Origin of the sequence: Clostridium gallinarum (genome assembly GCF_014836325.1) — a bacterium.
GTDB lineage: Bacteria > Bacillota > Clostridia > Clostridiales > Clostridiaceae > Clostridium > Clostridium gallinarum.
Window position 1 is genome coordinate 1 of the sequence record NZ_JACSQZ010000040.1, and the last position, 22,387, is coordinate 22,387.

Here is a 22,387-nt window from a genome sequence, read left to right on the forward strand (position 1 = left end):
ATATGGTTTCTTAAGTATACCCTTATTTAATAAAAGAATTTTTTAAAAAAGTATTGACTTTTTATAACTGGTCTATAAATTAAAAAAGTGCCAAAAGGCACTTTTTTATTAGTCTTCTAAGTTAGCTATTAAGTTAGCTATTTCTTCTGCTGCTAAAGCTTCGTCATCTCCGCTAGCTAAAACAGTTATAGTTGCTCCTTTAGTTACTCCTAAAGAAAGAACTCCGATTAAGCTTTTAACGTTTGCTTTCTTTCCATTGAATTCTATGCTTACATCTGATTTAAAAGATGAAGCTTTCTTAACTAATAAAGTCGCTGGTCTAGCATGTAAACCAGTTCCGTTGTTTACTACAACTTCTTTAGATACCATTATACACACCTCTTTACTTCTATTTTAAAATAGTTTCCTATTTAACTATTTCATTATATATGGAAATTTAAAAAATTTCAAGGCTTATAGTATTCTAATTTAAATAATACTAAAAAAAGAACTACATTTGTAGCTCTTTTTTATCTCCCCTTAATAAAATTCATTTTATAATCTAAATATTATCTTGGTTGAACGATTAGTTTTATTGCTGTTCTTTCTTCACCATCAATTTCAATGTCAGTGAATGCAGGAACACAAACAATATCTTTTCCGCTAGGGGCAACGAAGCCTCTTGCTATAGCAATTGCTTTTACCGCTTGATTTATAGCACCTGCTCCTACTGCTTGAATTTCTACTATATTTTTTTCTTTAATAATGGCAGCTAATGCACCTGCCACAGAATTTGGATTAGATTTTGTTGAAACTTTTAATACTTCCACTTTGTATTTACCTCCTAGATAAAAATCGTTTACACTTTATTCAAGAATTTATTCTTGCTATATATATATTCTATATCCATATTTAAAATCCTTTTTTATTTTTAAAATAAAAAATATTTTATTTTTATATAAAAATAAAGTACATTTTGCATTAAGCAAAATGTACTTTATATTATTTAGCATAATCAACTGCTCTTGTTTCTCTTATAACATTAATTTTTATTTGACCTGGATATTCTAATTGTTCCTCTATATTTTTAGCTAAATTTCTAGCTAACTCTACAGATCCAGCGTCATCTAATTGATCTGGTTTAACCATAATTCTAATCTCTCTACCAGCTTGAATTGCATATGACTTTTCTACACCTTCATAAGAATTCGCAATTTCTTCAAGTTTTTCTAATCTCTTAATGTAAGCTTCTAAAGTTTCTCTTCTTGCTCCTGGTCTTGCAGCGGATATTGCATCAGCAGCTTGAACTAATACAGCTTCTAGCGTCAGCATTTCAACATCTCCATGATGCGCTGCTATTGCATTTGATACAACAAGTGATTCTCCATATTTTTTAGCTAAGTCTCCACCTATAACAGCATGACGGCCTTCTTCTTCTTGTGTTGCTACTTTACCAATATCATGTAATAATCCAGCTCTTTTAGCAAGACTTACATCTAATCCTAATTCAGCAGCCATAACACCAGCTAAGTATGAAACTTCAATGGAATGTTTTAATACATTTTGTCCATAACTAGTTCTATACTTTAGTCTACCAAGTAATTTTATGATTTCAGGATGAACTCCGTGAACTCCAGTTTCTAAAGTTGCTTGTTCTCCTTCTTCTTTAATATCATTTTCAACATCCTTAGTAGCTCTTTCTACCATCTCTTCTATTCTAGCTGGGTGAATTCTACCATCTACAATTAACTTCTCTAATGCTATTTTAGCAATTTCTCTCCTTACCGGATCAAAGCTTGATAAAATAACAGCTTCTGGAGTATCATCTATAATTAAATCTACTCCTGTTAACGTTTCAAGAGTTCTGATATTTCGACCTTCTCTACCTATTATTCTACCCTTCATTTCATCATTAGGAAGGGCAACAACATGTACTGTTGATTCTGATACATGATCAGCTGCACATCTTTGAATGGCAGTTGTTATAATTTCTCTTGCCTTTTTATCTGCTTCTTCTTTGGCTCTAGATTCAATATCTTTGATCATCATAGCAGTTTCATGAGTAATTTCTCTTCTGACTTCTTCTAAAAGAATTTCTCTAGCTTCATCAGTAGATAAAGATGCTACTCTTTCAAGTTCTTCTCTTCTTTTAGAGTGAAGTTCTTGCACATTAGCTTCCATTTCATCGATTTCTTGTAATTTTTTACTTAAAGCTTCTTCTTTCTTTTCTAAAAGATCTGCTTTTTTATCCAAAGATTCTTCTCTTTGAATTATTCTTCTTTCAAGTCTTTGAATTTCATTTCTTCTCTCTCTTGAATCTCTTTCTAAATCATTTCTAAGTTTATGAACTTCTTCCTTTGCTTCTAAAATTGATTCTTTCTTAGTAGCCTCCGCTTCTCTCTTAGCATTTTCTAAAAGAGTTTCAGCTTCCTTTTCTAAGCCTTCTATTTTCTTTTTAGAAGCACTTTGTATACCTTTATAAAGTAATAAGCCTGATACGACTAACACTACAACATAAATTACTATACCAAGAATATTATCCATAACAACACCTCCTCCATTCATATAAACAATTATGCTTAAATGAAAATGTAGAGGTATCATATTTAACCTAACTGATATATGAAATATGATAAAACCAGTATTTGTTATTATTTTATATTAAAATTGAAATTATGTCAAGTTACTTATATAATACAATAAGACAGTTTGTAGCAATTATATATATATATTTTGTTTTGGTATAACAAAAAGTCGATAGTATAATTTTATAATACTATCGACTATATTATTAGCATATTTCTATAAATATATTCTATTATTTATTAGTTTATTCTTCTTTAGCGCTCTCTTTTTTATTAGTAACAACTACCTCTTCCATTGTAGGTAATTCATACTTAGATCTTATTTTATTTTCTATTTCTAATGAGATTTCAGGATTATCTTTTAAATATTGCTTTGCATTTTCCCTTCCTTGACCTAATCTTATATCTCCATAAGAGAACCATGCTCCACTTTTTTGAACTATTCCTTCTTTAACACCAACATCTACTATATTTCCTGTCTTTGATATTCCCTCATTATACATTATATCAAATTCAGCTTGTTTAAACGGTGGTGCTACTTTATTTTTCATTACCTTAACTCTTGTTCTGTTTCCTACTATATTTTCACCTTGTTTTATAGAATCTATTCTTCTAACATCTAGCCTTATTGTTGAATAGAATTTTAACGCTCTACCACCAGTTGTAGTTTCTGGATTACCGAACATAACTCCAACCTTTTCTCTTAATTGGTTAATAAATATTGCAATACATCCTGTCTTTTGTATTGTACCTGTTAATTTTCTTAATGCTTGCGACATAAGTCTTGCTTGAAGACCTACGTGAGAATCTCCCATTTCACCATCTATTTCCGCTCTAGGTACTAGAGCTGCAACAGAGTCAACTACTATAACATCTATAGCTCCAGATCTAACTAAAGCTTCGGCAATTTCAAGTCCTTGCTCTCCTGTATCTGGTTGAGAAACTATAAGATTCTCTATATCAACGCCTAAATTTTTAGCATAACTTGGATCAAGAGCATGTTCTGCATCTATAAATGCAACAGCTCCACCTTTTTTCTGTGCTTCAGCAGCAATGTGTAATGCAACAGTTGTTTTACCTGAACTTTCAGGTCCATATATTTCTATTATTCTTCCTCTAGGGACTCCCCCTACACCTAAAGCTATATCTAAATCAAGGCAACCAGTTGAAATAGCTTCTATGTTTAAAGAACTGTTTTCTCCAAGTTTCATAACTGAACCTTTTCCGAATTGTTTTTCAATTTGCCCCATTGCATTTTCTATAGCTTTTAGTTTATCCATATCTATATTTCCCATATAGCACCTTCCTCTCTTACAGAACGTTTGTTCTCTAATTAAATTATAAATGATATGTTATTTATAGTCAACATTAATTTATCAATATTTCTTTGTCTTTTATAGTAAAAGTTCCAACTCTAAGAGAAGGAACTCTTTTTTTAAATTATATCCATTTTTTATAAATATAATCTATCTATTTGTATTAATAATCTTTATATTTTTTTTGAAGTAATCATATCCTGAAATTATAGTCATTATTACAGCTAATAATAATATAAATCTTGGTCCATACTTTATAGCCTTATTAAAATATTCACTATTTTCTACTAATGAAATTAAGTATTTAGATGAACCTATATTTACTTGTAACAATAATGTTATAATAGCTGCAATTTGTGTTACTGTTTTTACTTTTCCCCACATACTAGCAGCAATAACCTTGCCCTCTGACGCAGCTATTGTTCTAAGTCCTGATACAGCAAATTCTCTTGCTATTATTATAATTGTAGCCCAAGCTGGAACAACTTGAAGTTCTACTAATGATATTAATGCAGCTGTAACTAAAAGCTTATCTGCAAGAGGATCCATAAATTTTCCAAAGGTAGTTACTTGATTTCTGCTTCTTGCTATATAACCATCTAATTGATCTGTTAATGAAGCAAGTATAAATATAAAAGTAGCTATAAAAGTTCCATATGGAATATCTTTTACCGCTATAAAAATCAAGAATATTGGAACTAATACTATTCTTAACATAGTTAGCTTATTTGCTAAATTCATCATATACCTCTCCCACTAAATCATACTCTAACGCTTCTTTTATTTTGATTTTCACTATATCACCATTATTAATATTTTGAGTAGTTTCAACTAAAATGGTTCCATCAATTTCAGGTGCCATTTCTGAACTTCTTCCAATGAAATATTTGCCTTTTCTTCCTTCTATAATAGTATCATAAACTTTTGATATTTTCAATTTGTTTAACTCTTGAACAACATTTTTTTGAATTAGCATAAGATAGTTTTGTCTTTCAATTTTTATATTTTCTTCTATTTGATTATCCATATTAGCTGCAGGCGTTCCCTCTTCTTTTGAGTATCTAAATACTCCCACATTATCTAATTTATAATCCTTTAAGAAATCACATAGTTCTTTAAAATCTTCTTCTGTTTCTCCTGGAAATCCAACAATAAGAGAAGTTCTTAAAGTAATTCCTGGAACCTTATCTCTAAGTTTATTAACTATATTAATTATAGTTTCTTTATTAGTTCTTCTTGCCATTTTTTTTAATATATTATTACTTATGTGTTGTATAGGTAAATCTAAATATTTAACAACTTTATCATTTACAGCTATTTCTTCAATTAATTCATCTGTTATTTCTTCAGGATAGCAATAAAGCAATCTTATCCATTCAACACCTTCAACTTTAGAAATATCTCTTATTAATTCATGTAATCTATTTTCTTTATAAATATCCATTCCATAATAAGTTAAGTCTTGAGCTATTAATATTATTTCTTTAACACCCTTTTCTGAAAGTAACCTTACTTCATCTAATATTGATTCTTTAGTTCTACTTCTAAATTTTCCTCTTATTTTAGGTATTATACAATAAGTACAATAATTATCGCATCCTTCTGCTATTCTAACATAAGCAGTATGTTTATCTGTTGTTAAAAGTCTAATTCCATCATTAATATTATCATCACTATAGTTTGCAGCAAATATTTTTCTTTCACCTTTAATAAAATCTAATATTAATTTATGAATTTTCATATAATCATTTACGCCCATAAGTATGTCTATTTCCGGCATAAGCTCTAATAGTTCTTCTCCATATCTTTGAGTTAAGCATCCTGTTGCTATAAGCATTTTACACTTATATTTATTTTTATATTCTGCCATTTCTAAAATCGTATCTATAGATTCTTGCTTTGCACTTTCTATAAAACCACATGTATTTACTATAATTATTTCTGCTTCCTTAGGATCATTTGTTATTTCATAAAATTTATTTATAGTTCCTAAAATAAGTTCAGAATCAACTCTATTTTTATCACAGCCTAAGCTTACCATACCGACTTTATATTTTTCCAAAGTTTCTTCCTCCTATGTAATTAATTTATACTCATTTTTCCTAAATCTTATTTTAATTGAGAAAAATAATATTTACAAGTATTTTTAATCTTCCATATTTATTTCTTCTTTACTAACTAAAACTTGTCTCGGTTTACTTCCATCTTTTTCAGATATTATCCCCATTTCTTCAAGTTCATCCATTATTCTAGAAGCTCTATTAAATCCAACTCTAAGCTTCCTTTGTAAGAATGAAGTTGATGCTTGATTGTATTCAACAACGACTTTTATTGCTTCATGTATTAACTCATCTCCATCATTAACATCTGATGTCTTTGTAGTTTCTTTACTTTCATTTTCAATATGTTCAATTATTGATTCTTCATAATTTATAATCTCTTCTTCATTCTTTATAAAATTAACAACCTTTTCTACTTCTTCTTCTGATATAAATGCTCCTTGAACTCTTATAGGTTTATTTTCACCTATTGGACAATAAAGCATATCCCCTCTTCCTAATAATTTTTCTGCTCCAGTTTGATCTAATATAGTTCTTGAATCTATACCTGAAGATACTGCAAATGAAATTCTAGAAGGAATATTAGCCTTTATAACTCCTGTAATTACATCAACAGATGGTCTTTGTGTTGCAATTATTAAATGCATACCAGCCGCTCTTGCCATTTGTGCTAATCTACATATATAATCTTCCACATCATTAGGACATGCCATCATTAAATCCGCTAGCTCATCTACTATTATAACTGTATATGGTAATTTTTCTTCTATTATACCTTTCTCAAATAAAGCATTATAACTTTCTATATTTCTAACAGATGCTTCTGCAAAAAGCTTATATCTTTTATTCATTTCATTAACAGCCCAATTTAATGCTGCTGCCGCCTTCTTAGGATCTGTCACAACAGGTATTAAAAGATGTGGTATACCATTATATACACTAAGCTCAACTACCTTTGGATCTACCATTAATAGTTTAACTTCCTTTGGACTATATTTATATAATAAACTTACTATAAGTGTATTTATACAAACAGATTTACCTGAACCAGTTGCCCCTGCAATTAATGTATGTGGCATAGTAGCTAAATCACCTACAACGCATTTACCAGCTATATCTTTACCTAATGCAAAAGCTAATTTTTTATTACTATTTTTAAATTCTTTAGAATCTAAAACCTCTCTTAAAAATACAGCTGTTTGCTTATTATTTGGAACTTCAATTCCTATAGCAGCCTTTCCTGGAATAGGAGCTTCCATTCTAACTCCACTTGCTGCAAGACCTAAAGCTATATCATCTTGTAAATTAACTATTTTAGAAACCTTAACTCCTGGACTTGGCTGTATTTCAAATCTAGTTACAGAAGGTCCTTTTGTTACTTGTATAACTTTTGCATCTACTCCAAAATCATTAAGTATCCCTTCAAGTTTACCAGCATTTTCTATAAGTTCTTTTTTATCCTCATTTTTAAGTTTTGTTTTATTATTTATGTTTAAAAGTTCTACAGAAGGATGTACATATATTTTTTCTTCTTTTTTTTCACCAACTATACTTTCTTCAATTTCCTTGCTTATAACTTCTTTTACAGAGTTATCTAATTTTTCTTTTTTCTTAACTTTATCTTCAATATCATTAATTTTATTTGTATTTTTTATATCTTCATCAAAGACTTCTATATTGAACATATTATCATTTTGTAAATTTGTACTTTCATCTAATGAAGCTTCTAAAATACTATCTTCTAATGAAGAATTTTTCATAAAGTCTAAAATTTTAATTTTATTATTTATTCCATTTATAAAATCTTCTCTTTCTTTTTCTTCATCTTTTGATATAACATCTATCATAGGAACATTTTCCTTTTGCTTATCCTTCTTTACTTCCTTTTCTTTAATTACAGTGTCACTTTTATTTAATTTTTCTTTAATAATTACTATAATATCATAAATTGTTATGTCAGCTGTAATTAATATTGCTATAGAAATAAAGGTTAAATATAATATATATGATCCTATAAATCCTATTAATTTGCTTAATGGATAACTTATTAAATGTCCTATAAATCCACCATGAATTCCATCTAACTTTACTATTTCTATCCAAGTTTTAGCAAAACCTTCTCTAGACTCTAATAAATGAATACTTGCAGAAGAACAACCTAATGTAATAGATATTAAAATTACGGTTATTCCAAATAATTTTCTAGTTAATTTTAAATTACCTTTAGAAACTATAAGAAAATATCCAAAGTAAATTAAATATAGAGGAAGTACAAAAGAACTAATTCCTAATACTTTATAAATAATTTCTCTTGATATAGTAGACAAAGCTCCTGCCCAAGTTGTATATATAGCAATAGCTAGTAGGATCCCTATGGCTATATAAATTACACCTTTAATATCTCCATTTTCCTTTTTATCAATTTTCTTAGTTGTGCCTTTTTTATTACTACTTCTTTTTCCTTTACTATTAGACACAGAATCACCTCGCCATTTCCCATTTATTGTAAGTTAATTCTTTACATAATATTATTATAAACTTTAATAAAAAAAAAGCAATTTAAATAACTACATTACTTAAATTGCTTAACAATATTAAAATTTTTAATTATTTTTATTTTTTTCATTTATTAATTCTTTTAGTTTACTTAATGCATCTTTAATTCCGCCTTCTTCATCTATAAGACCACATTCAACTGCTTGATTACCAATTAGAATAGTTCCCATATCATTCAAAAGTTCATCAGATTTTAACATCATTTTCTTTAACTCTTCCTTTTTTATTTTAGATGTTCTTACAATAAAATTATCTATTCTCTCTTGCATTTTTTGAAAGTAATTAAAAGTTTGCGCAACTCCTATTACAAATCCATTCATTCTAATAGGATGCACTATCATAGTAGCTGATGGAGTAATAAATGAATAACTTGATGAAGTTGCAAGAGGTACTCCTATAGAATGTCCTCCACCAATAACTATAGAAACCGTTGGCTTTGATAGAGAATTTATCATTTCTGCTATAGCGAGACCTGCTTCTACATCTCCACCTACAGTATTTAAAATTATTAAAACTCCTTTAACCTTTTCATTTCTTTCCATAGAAATAAGTTGTGGAATTACATGCTCATATTTAGTAGATTTACTTTGAGCTGGTAATACTTGATGTCCTTCTATTTGGCCAATTATTGGTAGAATTTGTATACTATCATCTTGAGTTTCTCCATTTGTTGTACCAAACTCTATTATCTCTTCTCTTTTTTCCTTTTCCTCTATTAATTTTTTATCCTTTTCTATATTTTCATTATTTATTTTAGTATATATTTCATTCATAATAAAATCCTCCTGTACACTACTTATTTTGTACAGGAGGATTTATTTTATTCACCTAAATTAAAGACTCTATGAAGTAAATTTAAAGCCTGACTTATATGATCACTTTGTATTAAACACCATATTGTCATGTTTGAATCTGCAGTTTGAAGAATTTCTATAGAATTCTCACCTAACGTATTAATTATTTTTGCCATTATTCCTGGAACTCCCCTCATGCCAATTCCTACTATAGCTATAGTACTACAGTTATCTATAATTTTATAAATCAACTTATTTTTTTCTAGAACTTCTTTAATTTTTTCTTTTTTATTTGAATCAATTGTAAATATTTGTTCAGTAGGAAATATATTTATTAAATCTAAACTAATATTATTTTTAGCTAAAATATCTAATAAATATCTATATTTTTTATTATTCTTATTATCACTAAGCTTTATAGTAACTTGAGTTCTATTATTAAGATGAGTAATACCAGAAATAACTTTATCTTTAGATTTATCTCCAAAGCTGCTTACTAATGTTCCTTTACAATTACTCATTGTATTTTTAATTAATATAGGAATATTAGCTTTTCTAGCACAATCAACTGCTCTTGGATGTATAACTTTAGCTCCTTGATCTGCAAGCTGAAAAATTTCATTATAGGTTATAGAATTAATTAAAGTTGCTTCTTTAACTATTCTTGGATCGGCTGTCATTATACCATCTACATCAGTGTATATTTCTATTTCATTAGCTTTTAAAGCTTCTCCTAATATACATGCAGAAGTATCACTTCCCCCTCTACCAAGAGTTGTTAAATATCCTTTTTCTGTAACTCCTTGAAACCCAGTAACTACTGGAACTATTCCAGCTTCTATAATACTTTTAATATTTTCAGTATTTGTACAAATTAAATCCGCTTCAGAAAATTTGTCATTTGTTATAATACCTGCTTGACCACCAGTAAGTGGAATTGCTTCAACCCCTTCATTTATTAGCATATTGCTAATTACAACAGCACTAATAATTTCTCCACAACACATAAGCATATCTACAGCCTGTAGGTTATTTCTTTTAAAATTATCATCTACTAAAGACAATAATGTATCTGTCGCATAAGCTTCTCCTGTTCTTCCCATAGCAGAAACTACTAACACTGGGAAAAAATCTTTTGCTAAAGCTTCTTTAACTTTAGATACAACTTGTCTTCTTCTTTCTTCAGTGGAAACCGAAGTTCCACCAAATTTTTGTATAATTATTTTCAAGCAATAACCCTCCCTAAGTTTCTATGCTCTTGCTCTTTTTATTTTATCTTTCTCAGCTGAAACCACAATCACATTGGTTCCAATTTTCGTTATATAGTTCCATGGAATTTCAACGTACTCTCTACCTCCAAATAACCCTAACTTACTTCCAGCAACAGCAGCAACTATAAATTGTAAATTCCCCTCTTCATCAATAATAAAATCTAAAGCCTGTTGAGTATCATATTTCTCTGCTTCTTCTGTATTAAATATCTCATATCTTTCTAAATCGCTAAGAAGCCTATATCTTGATTCTTTTTTATCGTTCTCTTCATAATATTCTTCTTTTTTTCTATCACTTTTTACCATAAGATACACCTCCATATCATCTTATGTAAATCTTATGATAGAAAATTAAAATTTATTACTATTAATTTATACCCTTGAAGTTCCTTCTAAGCTAGAACTGTCATAGGCCTTAATATTAGGCTCTATAATGTGATTTAACTTTTCATAATCTATATCTTGACCTACATATGCTGAGCTTATTATGCCTGGTTTAAAGCATGTATCTAATACATAATTTATGTCATCGCTATTTATATTGTTAATTTTATTTATAACTTCTTCTTGTGTTTTAATTTTATTTTGTAATAACATATTTTTAGCATTAGAAAACATTCTTGATGAGGTACTTTCAAGTCCTAAAATGTAATTTGCCTTTATTTTTTCTTTATTTATTTCAAGAAGTTCTTTAGATATTCCCTCTTTTGCAAAGGCTTTAAGTTCCTTATTTATAACATCTAAAGCTTTCTCAGCAGATTGTTTACTAACACCTGTATAAATATTATTTATACCAACTCCTAAATATGGTTGCCCATATGAGTAAATTGTATAACATAAACCAAGTTCTTCTCTTACCTTTTGAAATAATCTAGAAGATGCTCCTCCACCAAATATATTATTTAGTAGTACTAGTGAGTATGCTTTTTCATGCGCATAAGGAAGGCCTTTTAAGGCTAAGTTTATATGAAGCTGCTCTATTTGCTTGTTTGTATATTTACTTTCCATTAAAAGTATTGGAGATTCATATTTAGGAAAATAATTTTTATCTACTTCCCAATCCCCAAAATATTCTTCTAAAATTTTAATTAATTCTTTTGAATCAAATTTACCGCATACTGATATTACAGAAGTAAGTGGATTATAATGAGATTTTACAAAGCTTTTTATTTTTTTACTGTTAAAGGATTTTATATTTTCTATTGTTCCTAAAATAGGATATGATAAGGAGTTATCACCAAAAATAGCCTTAGCTTGATTATTATCTAAAACATCTTCTGGAGAATCTTCACTCATATTTATTTCTTCAATTACTACGCCTTGTTCTCTTTCTATTTCTTCATCATCAAACTTAGAATTTATAATCATATCCGCTAATATTTCAATAGATAAATTTAAATGAGTGCTTAAATTTTTTATATAATAGCATGTAGCTTCTTTACTTGTATAGGCATTAATTTGTCCACCTACATTTTCTATTTGTTGTACTATATCCTTTGATGTTCTTTTTTCTGTTCCTTTAAAAAACATATGCTCTATAAAGTGAGAAATACCATTTAGACTTAAATCCTCATTTCTAGATCCATTTTGAACCATTACTCCTACACTTATAGAGTTTACATGCTCAATATATTCTGTAACCACTCTTAACCCGTTTTTTAATTTATAAAAATTATACATACGCCCTCCTTTATTGTCTTATTATATTAATATTATTCTATTTTATCTTATACTTATGTAATAATTCCTAAATCTTTTATAACTTTTTAAATAATAAAGAAAAAAGGCAATAAATTGCCCTTTACTATCATTTTTTATTCAGTTTTATCTTCTTCTGAATTATCTATTAAAGCATCTTTTCTTGAAAGATTTATTCTTCCTTGATTATCTATTTCAGTTACCTTAACTAATATTTCGTCTCCTACTGAAACAACATCTTCTACTTTATTAACTCTTGCCTTATCTAATTTTGAAATATGACATAATCCTTCTTTATTAGGAAGTATTTCTACAAATGCACCAAAAGTAGTTATTTTAGTTACTTTTCCTAAGTAAACTTCACCACTCTTAACTTCTTTAGTTAAACCTTCTATAATAGAAATTGCTTTCTTAACTCCATTATGATCTGGTGAAGATACGAATACTGTACCATCTTCCTTTATGTCAATTTTAACGCCAGTTTCTTCTATAATCTTATTGATTACTTTACCACCAGCACCTATTATATCTCTAATTTTTTCAGTATCAACAGTAATAATTGATGTTTTAGGAGCATATTCTGAAACTTCTTTTCTTGCTTCTGGAATACATGCTGTAATTTTATCTAAAATTTCAAGTCTTGCTTTTCTTGCTCCTATTATAGCATCTTCTATAACTTTAAAGCTTAAACCTTTAATTTTTGTATCCACTTGAATAGAAGTTATTCCTTCTACAGTACCTGCAACTTTAAAGTCCATGTCAGCAAAGAAATCTTCAATACCTTGAATATCTGTTAAAACTTCTTCTCTTGAAAGATCTTCTGAAGTTATAAGTCCCATAGCTATTCCTGCAGCTGGTCTTTTTAAAGGAACACCTGCATCTAATAATGCTAAAGTACTTCCACATACAGATGCTTGAGAAGTTGATCCATTAGAACTTAACACTTCTGAAACTAATCTAATAGTATATGGGAATTCCTCTTCTGAAGGTATTAATGGTTCTAAAGCTCTTTCAGCTAAAGCTCCATGACCTATTTCTCTTCTTCCTGGTCCTCTTAATGGTTTAACTTCACCAACCGAGTATCCTGGGAAATTATAGTGATGCATATATCTTTTTGATTCAGCTTCACCTATACCATCTATAATTTGAATATCTCCAACCGCCCCTAAAGTAGCAACTGTCATAACTTGAGTTAATCCTCTTGTAAATAAACCAGTTCCATGAGTTCTTGGTAATATTCCTACTTCACATGATATTGGTCTAACCTGATCAAAAGCTCTTTCATCTGGTCTTCTATGATGATTTAAAAGCATATCTCTTACTACTTCTTTTTGCAAGTTATAAATTATTTCTTTTACATCACCCATATTATCTGGATATTTTTCTTCAAATTCTGCATAAACTTTTTCATTAACTTCGTCCATAGCAGCATTTCTTTCATCTTTATCAGTTATCCACATAGCATCCTTAATCATTTCGCTAGCAAATTCTCTGATTTCACCTTCTAATTCCTCGCTTGGTTTATACAACTCAGGAACCATTTTTTCTTTTCCAAATTTCTTCATTGCTTCTTCTTGGAATTTAACTATCTCTTGACAGCTATCAAACCCAAATTTAATTGCATCAAGCATTACTTGCTCTGGTATTTCATTACCACCTGCTTCAATCATCATAACTCTTTCGCTAGTTGCACAAACAGTTAATTGAAGAATACTTTCTTCTCTTTCTTTTGATGTTGGATTTAAAATGAATTTTCCATCGATTAGACCTACTTGCACAGCTGCAACAGGCGTAGTAAAAGGAATGCTAGATAAGCATAATGATAATGACGCTGCATTAATTGCTAGAATTTCTGGTAAATTATCTTTTTCAACTGATACTACTGTACAAACGACTTGCACATCATTTCTATATCCTTTTGGAAATAAAGGTCTTAAGGGTCTATCTACCGCTCTTCCAAATAATATAGCATTTTCTGAAGGTCTTCCTTCTCTTTTTATAAATCCTCCTGGGATTTTTCCTACTGAATATAATCTCTCTTCATATTCAACACTTAGAGGAAAAAAATCTATCCCCTCTCTTGGTTTTTCTGAAGCATTAACATTCGTTAAAATTACTGTATCTCCATAGCTAATAAAAGCTGCAATATTTGATAACATTCCAATCTTACCAAATTCTAATTTAAGCTCTCTTCCAGCTATAGTTGTTTTCATTACATTGTTCATTTTGTAACCTCCCTTCAAGGCTTCTCACTTATCATTTAAAATTGTTAAAATAATAGAGCGGCTTAAAAACCGCTCTAAAGACTATCTTCTTAAGCCTAATTTTTTCACTATAGCTCTGTATCTTTCAATATCTTGATCAGCTAAGTAGTTTAAAAGACCTCTTCTTCTACCAACCATCATTAAAAGACCTCTTCTTGAGTGGTGGTCTTTCTTGTGCATCTTTAAATGACCAGTTAAAGAATTGATTCTTTCTGATAATAAAGCTATTTGCACTTCTGGTGAACCAGTATCTCCTTCATGTCTTGCGTGTTCTTTAATTATTTCTTGCTTTCTTATTGCGTCCATTACTCGCACCTCCGTAAATTTATCCCCTATATCCATGATATAAGCTAGCACCCTCATATCTTAGAATTAGGTTCTTCTTTGATATTATAACAAATCATATTATTATTGTAAATTACAAATTTATAATAATTAAATTATTATTTCTCTATTTATTATAAATTCTTCATCTTTTTTTATTTGATTAACAAGTTCTTCTAATGTATCAAATTTAATCTCTTCACGTATTTTTTCTATAAAATAAACTTTAATTTCTTCATCATAAATCATTTCATCAAAGTTTAATATATATGTCTCTATAGTTAATTCTTGACCATTTACTGTTGGATTATTCCCAACAGAAGTAAGACCTTTATACTTGTTATTTTTATACTCAACATTCGTATAGTAAACACCCTTTGAAGGTATAATCATTTTTTCATTAAAATCTAAATTTGCAGTAGGAAACCCAATAGTTCTACCAAGCTGTTTCCCATGAATAACTTTTCCTTTTATTAAATATGGTTTTGAAAGCATTTTAGTAGCTTCAATAACATTTCCTTCTAAAATACATTCTCTAATTCTAGTGCTACTTATAGCTTTATTTTCATATGTATATGGATCTATTATATACAATTCATATCCATACTTTTGTTTAAGTTTTTTAAGTAAGGTTATGTCGCCTAAATTTTTATGGCCAAATCTAAAGTTAAATCCTACCACTATTCCTTTTACATTATATCCTTCACAAAGTAATTTAATAAAGTCTTCTGCTTCAATTCCCATAAATTCCTTTGTAAAAGTTCTAAGTACTACTATATCAACATTTTCCTCTTTTAAATATTCAAGTTTAGTATCTAAATCCATAATTAACTTAGGTACGCAATCAGGTTTAACTATAGTTTTTGGATGATTTTTATAAGTGAAAACCATACTTTTCCCATTATTTTCTTTAGCAATTTCAACTGTCTTTCTAACAAGGGATAAGTGACCATAATGAAGCCCATCAAAGCTTCCTAGTGCAACATAATTAGCACCTTCTTTATTATCCATAATAATATCATCTATTACTATCATATCTTGCTCTCCTAATTAATTAACAATTTTTCTATCTTAAAACCTTGATGATTACTTCTTCCAAGTCCTATAAACTGTCCATTCTCATCATAAACTCTGTATAGTTTTTCAACTTCAATTTTATCTTTTGTAAATCTTTTATCAAAAACTCTAACACCATTAATTAAAAGTCTACTATATTTGTTTAAAACTACTAATTTATCATAAAAATCTAGTGCATCTTCCATACTGATAATATAATTTTTAATATTATCAGTATTAATTTCATTTATATTAATAGATTCTTCTTCAGAAAATTTAGAAGTTTTTGTACGCTTTAACTTTGTCATAGTAGCACCAACTCCTAAATTTTTACCTATATCATAGCAAAGACTTCTAATATATGTTCCTTTTGAACAGGTTACTTTCATACTTAAATAAGGATTGTTAATTTTAATATCTTCAATATTATATATGTTTATTAATCTTCCTTCTCTTTCGACTTCAATACCTTGTCTAGCAAGTTCATATAGCCTTACTCCATTTTGTTTTAAAGCCGAAAACATAGGAGGAATTTGATTATATTCTCCTTTAAAAGAATTTATAGCCTTTAAAATTTCCTCTTCATTTAAAGAAGATGGGTCTCTTTCCTCAACTATTTCTCCTTCTAAATCATATGTTGTCGTAGTGATACCTAGTTTTAATTCAACTTCATAGACTTTATTAGAATTCATAATATAATCAATAATCTTTGTACCTTTTCCTATGCATACTGGAAGTACACCTGAAGCTTCTGGATCTAAAGTACCAGTATGTCCAACCTTCTTTGTTCCTGAAACTTTTTTAATTGTTCTTACAACATCAAAAGAAGTCATACCAGTATTTTTATAAATGTTAATTACTCCATCCATTATAACAACTCTTTCTCTATTTGTTCTAGAATCTTATCTTTAGCTTCTTCTAAGTTTAATCCATTCATTGTTATCCCTGCAGCCTTAACATGACCACCGCCACCTAGTTTTTCTGCTATTTTTCTAACATCAATTTCATTTTTAGATCTCAAGCTTGCTTTTGATCCATTTTCAGTTTCTTTTATTAATACAGAAACTTCTACACCTTTTATTTGTAAACCAAATGATATTATATCTGAAGTATCACCAATCTCTATATTAAGTTCTTCACCATAAGATTTTGGTATTTTTATAAGAGATACTTTCCTATCTAATAATAACTCCATATTATTAATTGATTTTCCTATTAATCTTATTTTTTCAAAGCTATTATTATCAAATAAACTTTGATAAATATAAGTGTTATTAACTCCAATTTCTTTTAATTTTGATGCAATTTTATGAGTTCTAGATGTAACATTAGAGTGTCTAAAACCACCAGTGTCAGTTACTAAAGAAGTGTAGAGACAAGTTCCTATTTCATATAAATCTTCATTAACTTTATCAAAATTAATTCCCATAATATTTAAAAGCTCAAATACTATTTCTGCAGTTGCTGCTGCATTTATATCAACATAATTAAACTTACCATATTTGTCATTTGAAATATGATGATCAATATTAATTATACTTCCTTTGAACTCTTTTAGTTCTGCTGATATACGCTCAAAATTGCCACAATCTACTACAACTACTACATCTGTTTCGCTAAGAGGCTTTATTACTTTCCCATTAGCTTCACTTGAAGATTTTAAAAATTGAAGATTTTCTGAAATTATATCTTTTGAAATTAAATAAGCGTCTTTATTTAAAAATTTTAAACCATTTAATAGTGCAAGTGCACTACCCACTGCATCACCATCAGGTGATACATGGTAGGTAATGCCTATTTTTTTACTACTTAATAATACCTTGCTAATCTCTTGCAAAGTATTCATTACTTATCCTTAACTTTTTCTATAAGCTCTTCAATTCTCATGCTATAACTTATAGAATCATCTAATTCAAATATTATTTGAGGAGTGTTTCTTAAATTCATTCTTTGCCCCACTTCTCTTCTTACATATCCACTTGCACTTTTTAATGCTGCAAAAGTTTCATTTTTTTCTTCTTCATTTTTCCCAAAAATACTTACAAAAACTTTTGCATACTTTAAATCCTTACTAACCTTAACTGATGTTATGGACACCATAGCAGTCATTCTTGGATCTTTAATTTCATCTCTTATTATAACGCTTATTTCTTTTCTTACTTCCTCATTTATCCTTCCGCCTCTATAATTAGCCATTTAAATCACCTCTTTGTTTAAAGCTGCTTTCTTTCAATTGCTTGCATACTAAAGGATTCTATTACGTCGCCTTCTTTTATATCATTAAACTTCTCAACGCTTAAGCCACATTCATATCCTGTATTAACTTCTTTAGCATCGTCTTTAAATCTCTTTAATGATGCTAAAGTAGATTCAAATATAACTATTCCATCTCTAATAACTCTAACTTCTGAATTTCTTAAAATTTTACCATCAGTTACATAACAACCAGCAATAGTTCCTATATTAGAAATTTTATAAACCATTCTAACTTCTGCTTTACCATTTACAACTTCCTTATACTCAGGATCAAGCATACCTATCATTGCTGACTTAACATCTTCTATTGCATCATATATTATTCTATAAGTTTTAATTTCTACACCATCTCTATCTGCTGCTGTTGTAGCATTTGAATCTGGTCTTACATTAAATCCTATTAATAATGCATTTGATGCTGTTGCAAGAGTTACATCTGTTTCTGTTATAGCACCAACTCCACCATGAATTACTCTTACCTTTACATCTTCAGTTGATAATTTTTCTAAAGATTGTTGTATAGCTTGAACTGAACCTTGAACATCAGCTTTTACAATAATACTAAGTTCTTTAACTGTTCCTTCTTGAATTTGGCTATATAAATCTTCTAAAGAAACTCTATTTGCTGAATGGAAGCTTTCATTTTTCATTTTTTGCTTTCTAGTTTCAGCCATATTTCTTGCTGTTTTTTCATCTTTTACAACTGTAAATCTATCTCCTGCAGATGGAACTTCTGAAAGACCTAGTATTTCTACTGGTATTGAAGGTCCTGCACTTTTAATTGATTTACCCTTATCATCAAACATTGCTCTTATTCTACCATAAGTAGATCCTACTAAAATAGAATCACCAACATTTAATGTTCCATTTTGAATAAGTAAAGTAGCAACTGCACCTCTACCCTTATCAAGTTTCGCTTCTATAACTGTTCCTTTAGCTTTTCTCTTTGGATCAGCCTTAAGTTCAGCCATTTCAGCAGTTAATAATACCATTTCTAATAATTGTTCTATATTTTCACCAGTTTTTGCTGAAAGAGGAACACAGATAGTATCTCCACCCCAGTCTTCTGCAACTAATTCATATTCTGTCAATTCTTGTTTTACTCTATCTATATTAGCTCCAGGTCTATCTATTTTATTTATAGCTACTATCATAGGAACTCCTGCAGCTTTACAGTGGCTTATAGCTTCTTTAGTTTGAGGCATTATTCCATCATCTGCAGCAACAACTAATATAACTACGTCTGTAACCTGAGCTCCTCTAGCTCTCATTGCTGTAAAAGCTTCGTGTCCTGGAGTATCTAAAAATGTTAATTTTTCTCCATTTAAATTAACAGTGTATGCTCCTATATGTTGAGTAATTCCACCAGCTTCACTTGCAGTTACCTTAGCTTTTCTTATAGCATCTAAAAGTGAAGTTTTACCATGGTCAACGTGACCCATAACAGTAACTATTGGTGGTCTCTTAACTAAATTTTCTTCCACTACTTCTTCTTCTTCAACTATTTCTAATTCTTCTTTTTCTTCTCTTTTAACAACTAAACATTCATATTTTTCACAAACTTTTTCCGCCGTTGCAAAATCTATTTCTTGATTTATTCCAGCCATAACACCTGTGAAAATAAGAGTTTTTATAACATCTGCAGTTGGTTTTCCTAATTTTTCAGATAGTTCTTTTACAGTTATAGTTTCTCCAATTTCAACTACTCCAGATCCACCTTCTCCAACAGTTTCGATGTTTTCTTCATTTTTCTTTCTCTTTTTCTTTTTAGCTTGATTGTTTACTTCTTCTGCTAAAATTTCTTCATATTCATCTACTATTGTTTTATTTTCACCATCTGCTGTTTCGCCTATTAATTCTTTAATTAATTCTGCATCTTCATCTTCTATAACGCTCATATGATTTTTTACATCAACGCTAAATTCATTCATTAATAATTCTATAAGTTCTTTTGAACTTATTTTAAGTTCTTTTGCCAATTCATATACTCTGATTTTTGACAATAAAATCACCCCCGGTTAATTTTTAATATTTTGTGTTTCATAAAGGTTATAAAGCTTTTTAGCCATATTTTCATCAGTAATAGCTAATATTTTAACTTCTTCTCTTCCTATAGAAAGACCTATTTCTTCCTTTGAAAAATCTTCTATAAAGCTAATATTCTTTGATAAGCAATGGTTTTTAAATTTCTTTTTAGTACTATTTGAAGCATCATTTGAAATTATGAATAAATAAATAGGTCTTCTATTTCTTTCTTCATCACATTTACTATACCCTTCAATAACATTCCCTGCTCTTTTAGCTAAACCTAGAAAATTAAAAAATTTATTCATTTATTTCTTCCCTTAATCTATTATAAATTTCTTCATTTATAGCTACATCTAAATTTCTTGAAAGTCTCTTTGTTTTAAATGCTTTTTCTAAACATTCTTTCTCCTTACATATGTAGGCACCCCTACCTGACTTTTTGCCAGTTAAGTCAACAGAAACTTCTCCTTCTGGACTTTTAACAACTCTTATAAGTTCTTTTTTAGGCTTCATTTCCATGCATCCAGTACACATTCTTAAAGGAATTTTCTTTACTTTCATAAAAAGCCTCCCTTATTCTAAGACTTCAATTTCATCAACTGATTCTTCTTTTAATTCTTCTTTTTTTAATGCCTCTGCTTGTGATTTACTTTTAATATCAATTTTCCAATTAGTTAGTTTTGCTGCAAGTCTAACATTTTGACCCTCTTTACCTATAGCAAGAGATAATTGATTATCATCTACTACAACCTTAGCAGATTTACTATCTTCAAAAACTTCAACCTCTAAAACTTTTGCTGGGCTTAAAGCAGCTGCGATAAACTCTTCTGGATTCTTACTCCATTTAATTATATCTATCTTTTCTCCTTTTAGCTCATTAACTATATTTTGCACTCTAGTACCTTTTGGTCCAACACATGAGCCCATAGGATCTACATTCTCATCATTTGAATAAACTGCTATTTTACTTCTAGATCCAGCTTCTCTTGAAATACTTTTTATTTCAACTACACCTTCATAAATTTCAGGAACTTCTAATTCAAATAATCTTTTTACTAAACCTGGATGAGTTCTTGAAACTAATATTTGTGCACCCTTTGAACCATTTTTAACTTCTACAACATATAATTTTATTCTTTCATTGAATTTATATTCTTCTCCTGGAATTTGTTCATTAGGACCTATAGACGTTTCTATTCTACCAAGATTTACAAAAACATTTCCCTTGTCTTTTCTTAAAACAGTTCCAGTTATAATATCATATTCTAATTCTTTATACTCAGAATATACTATATTTCTTTCTGCTTCTCTTATTCTTTGAGTAACTACACCTTTTGCAAGTTGTGCTGCAACTCTTCCAAAATTCTTTGGTGTTACTTCTAAATCTACTATATCATCAAGATCGTATCTTGGACTTATTTCTTTAGCTTCCTCTAAGCTTATTTCTGTTACATAATCATATACATCTTCAACTACTACTTTTTGTGCATATACATGTATTTCTCCATTTTCTCTATTTATGCTTACCTTAACATTTTGTGCTGATGTAGTAGGACTTGCGTAATTTTTCTTATAAGCTGCAACTAAAGCGTCTTCTATAGTAGTGAAAATTAAATCTTCGCTAATCCCCTTATCCTTAACAATTTCTTTAAGAGCACCTATAAACTCTTGGTTCATTTTGATATCCTCCTTATTATATTTCCCCTTCTAAATTTGCTGATTTTATTTTATCTTTAGGAACAGTAAACATGTTATTTTCTTCTATTTCAATAACTATTGCATCTTCGTTTACTTCCTTTAATAATCCTTTTACATTTTTTCTACCCTCAAAAGATTTTACAAATCTAATAAGTACTTCTTTTCCAATTTGTTTTTTATAATGTTCTTCAGTAAATAATCCTCTATTTAAACCTGGAGATGATACTTCTAGAAAATAAGCTTCTGAAATTGGATCTTCTTCATCCATTATGTCACTTACTCTTCTCGATAACTTTTCACAATCTGTTAAAGTTATTCCACCATCCTTATCAATATATATCCTTAAATAATACTCTCCATTTTCTTTTACATACTCAATGTGGTAAATTTCATACTTTAGTTCATCTGCAACAGGCCTTACTAATTGATAAATTTTCTCTATTAATGCATCAATTTTCATAATTAACCTCCTTCTATATTCAGTTTTTTGTTAAATCGAAGT

The 22,387-nt window shown here is 29.0% G+C and carries 22 protein-coding genes; all 22 read right to left on the reverse strand.

Annotated features, from left to right (window positions below; genetic code table 11):
* Positions 1-108: 108 nt before the first annotated feature.
* Positions 109-369 (reverse strand): HPr family phosphocarrier protein, encoded by a 261-nt coding sequence (locus H9660_RS10930; RefSeq protein ID WP_191750414.1) that lies wholly within the window; start codon positions 367-369, stop codon positions 109-111.
* 179 nt (positions 370-548) lie between these two features.
* Complete coding sequence (locus H9660_RS10935) at positions 549-809, reverse strand: stage V sporulation protein S (protein ID WP_016206312.1); 261 nt, start codon at positions 807-809, stop codon at positions 549-551.
* 172 nt (positions 810-981) lie between these two features.
* Positions 982-2,523 (reverse strand): ribonuclease Y, encoded by a 1,542-nt coding sequence (gene rny, locus H9660_RS10940; RefSeq protein ID WP_191750415.1) that lies wholly within the window; start codon positions 2,521-2,523, stop codon positions 982-984.
* A 286-nt stretch (positions 2,524-2,809) separates the two neighbouring features.
* On the reverse strand, positions 2,810-3,859 hold the full coding sequence (gene recA, locus H9660_RS10945) for a recombinase RecA (RefSeq protein ID WP_191750416.1): 1,050 nt from the start codon (positions 3,857-3,859) through the stop codon (positions 2,810-2,812).
* A gap of 171 nt (positions 3,860-4,030) precedes the next feature.
* The gene (gene pgsA / locus H9660_RS10950) at positions 4,031-4,621 is read right to left on the reverse strand and encodes a CDP-diacylglycerol--glycerol-3-phosphate 3-phosphatidyltransferase (RefSeq protein ID WP_191750439.1); all 591 of its coding nucleotides are present in this window, start codon (positions 4,619-4,621) and stop codon (positions 4,031-4,033) included.
* Positions 4,605-5,942: a 30S ribosomal protein S12 methylthiotransferase RimO gene (rimO, locus tag H9660_RS10955; RefSeq protein ID WP_191750417.1), complete on the reverse strand. Its 1,338-nt coding sequence runs from the start codon at positions 5,940-5,942 to the stop codon at positions 4,605-4,607. The genes pgsA and rimO overlap by 17 nt, the downstream gene beginning before the upstream one ends.
* 84 nt (positions 5,943-6,026) lie before the next feature.
* Positions 6,027-8,417: a DNA translocase FtsK 4TM domain-containing protein gene (locus H9660_RS10960; protein WP_191750418.1), complete on the reverse strand. Its 2,391-nt coding sequence runs from the start codon at positions 8,415-8,417 to the stop codon at positions 6,027-6,029.
* A gap of 126 nt (positions 8,418-8,543) precedes the next feature.
* Positions 8,544-9,269 carry a ClpP family protease gene (locus tag H9660_RS10965; RefSeq protein WP_191750419.1) on the reverse strand — a complete coding sequence of 242 codons (726 nt, stop codon included), beginning with the start codon at positions 9,267-9,269 and terminating at the stop codon, positions 8,544-8,546.
* A 47-nt stretch (positions 9,270-9,316) separates the two neighbouring features.
* On the reverse strand, positions 9,317-10,519 hold the full coding sequence (dapG, locus tag H9660_RS10970; RefSeq protein WP_191750420.1) for an aspartate kinase: 1,203 nt from the start codon (positions 10,517-10,519) through the stop codon (positions 9,317-9,319).
* A 21-nt stretch (positions 10,520-10,540) separates the two neighbouring features.
* Positions 10,541-10,867 (reverse strand): YlmC/YmxH family sporulation protein, encoded by a 327-nt coding sequence (locus tag H9660_RS10975; protein WP_191750421.1) that lies wholly within the window; start codon positions 10,865-10,867, stop codon positions 10,541-10,543.
* Between the two features lie 66 nt (positions 10,868-10,933).
* Positions 10,934-12,241, reverse strand: a complete 1,308-nt coding sequence (locus H9660_RS10980; RefSeq protein ID WP_191750422.1) for a M16 family metallopeptidase — start codon at positions 12,239-12,241, stop codon at positions 10,934-10,936.
* A gap of 134 nt (positions 12,242-12,375) precedes the next feature.
* The gene (locus tag H9660_RS10985) at positions 12,376-14,484 is read right to left on the reverse strand and encodes a polyribonucleotide nucleotidyltransferase (protein ID WP_191750423.1); all 2,109 of its coding nucleotides are present in this window, start codon (positions 14,482-14,484) and stop codon (positions 12,376-12,378) included.
* Between the two features lie 81 nt (positions 14,485-14,565).
* Positions 14,566-14,829, reverse strand: a complete 264-nt coding sequence (rpsO, locus tag H9660_RS10990; protein ID WP_191750424.1) for a 30S ribosomal protein S15 — start codon at positions 14,827-14,829, stop codon at positions 14,566-14,568.
* A 129-nt stretch (positions 14,830-14,958) separates the two neighbouring features.
* The gene (locus H9660_RS10995) at positions 14,959-15,882 is read right to left on the reverse strand and encodes a bifunctional riboflavin kinase/FAD synthetase (protein ID WP_191750425.1); all 924 of its coding nucleotides are present in this window, start codon (positions 15,880-15,882) and stop codon (positions 14,959-14,961) included.
* Positions 15,883-15,893: 11 nt separating this feature from the next.
* Positions 15,894-16,772 (reverse strand): tRNA pseudouridine(55) synthase TruB, encoded by an 879-nt coding sequence (gene truB / locus H9660_RS11000; RefSeq protein ID WP_191750426.1) that lies wholly within the window; start codon positions 16,770-16,772, stop codon positions 15,894-15,896.
* Positions 16,772-17,749 carry a DHH family phosphoesterase gene (locus H9660_RS11005; protein ID WP_191750427.1) on the reverse strand — a complete coding sequence of 326 codons (978 nt, stop codon included), beginning with the start codon at positions 17,747-17,749 and terminating at the stop codon, positions 16,772-16,774. The genes truB and H9660_RS11005 overlap by 1 nt, the downstream gene beginning before the upstream one ends.
* The gene (gene rbfA / locus H9660_RS11010) at positions 17,749-18,099 is read right to left on the reverse strand and encodes a 30S ribosome-binding factor RbfA (protein WP_191750428.1); all 351 of its coding nucleotides are present in this window, start codon (positions 18,097-18,099) and stop codon (positions 17,749-17,751) included. The genes H9660_RS11005 and rbfA overlap by 1 nt, the downstream gene beginning before the upstream one ends.
* Before the next feature lie 17 nt (positions 18,100-18,116).
* Positions 18,117-20,162 carry a translation initiation factor IF-2 gene (gene infB / locus H9660_RS11015; RefSeq protein WP_191750429.1) on the reverse strand — a complete coding sequence of 682 codons (2,046 nt, stop codon included), beginning with the start codon at positions 20,160-20,162 and terminating at the stop codon, positions 18,117-18,119.
* Positions 20,163-20,177: 15 nt separating this feature from the next.
* Positions 20,178-20,492, reverse strand: coding sequence for a ribosomal L7Ae/L30e/S12e/Gadd45 family protein (locus H9660_RS11020; protein ID WP_191750430.1), 315 nt, complete (start codon positions 20,490-20,492; stop codon positions 20,178-20,180).
* Complete coding sequence (gene rnpM, locus H9660_RS11025; protein ID WP_191750431.1) at positions 20,485-20,748, reverse strand: RNase P modulator RnpM; 264 nt, start codon at positions 20,746-20,748, stop codon at positions 20,485-20,487. Before rnpM ends, H9660_RS11020 begins: the two co-directional genes overlap by 8 nt.
* A 12-nt stretch (positions 20,749-20,760) precedes the next feature.
* A complete protein-coding gene (gene nusA, locus H9660_RS11030; RefSeq protein ID WP_191750432.1) occupies positions 20,761-21,864 on the reverse strand; it encodes a transcription termination factor NusA in 1,104 nt (367 codons plus the stop codon).
* A 16-nt stretch (positions 21,865-21,880) separates the two neighbouring features.
* Entirely contained in the window at positions 21,881-22,345 is a 465-nt protein-coding gene (gene rimP / locus H9660_RS11035; RefSeq protein WP_191750433.1) for a ribosome maturation factor RimP, read from the reverse strand.
* Positions 22,346-22,387 lie beyond the last annotated feature (42 nt).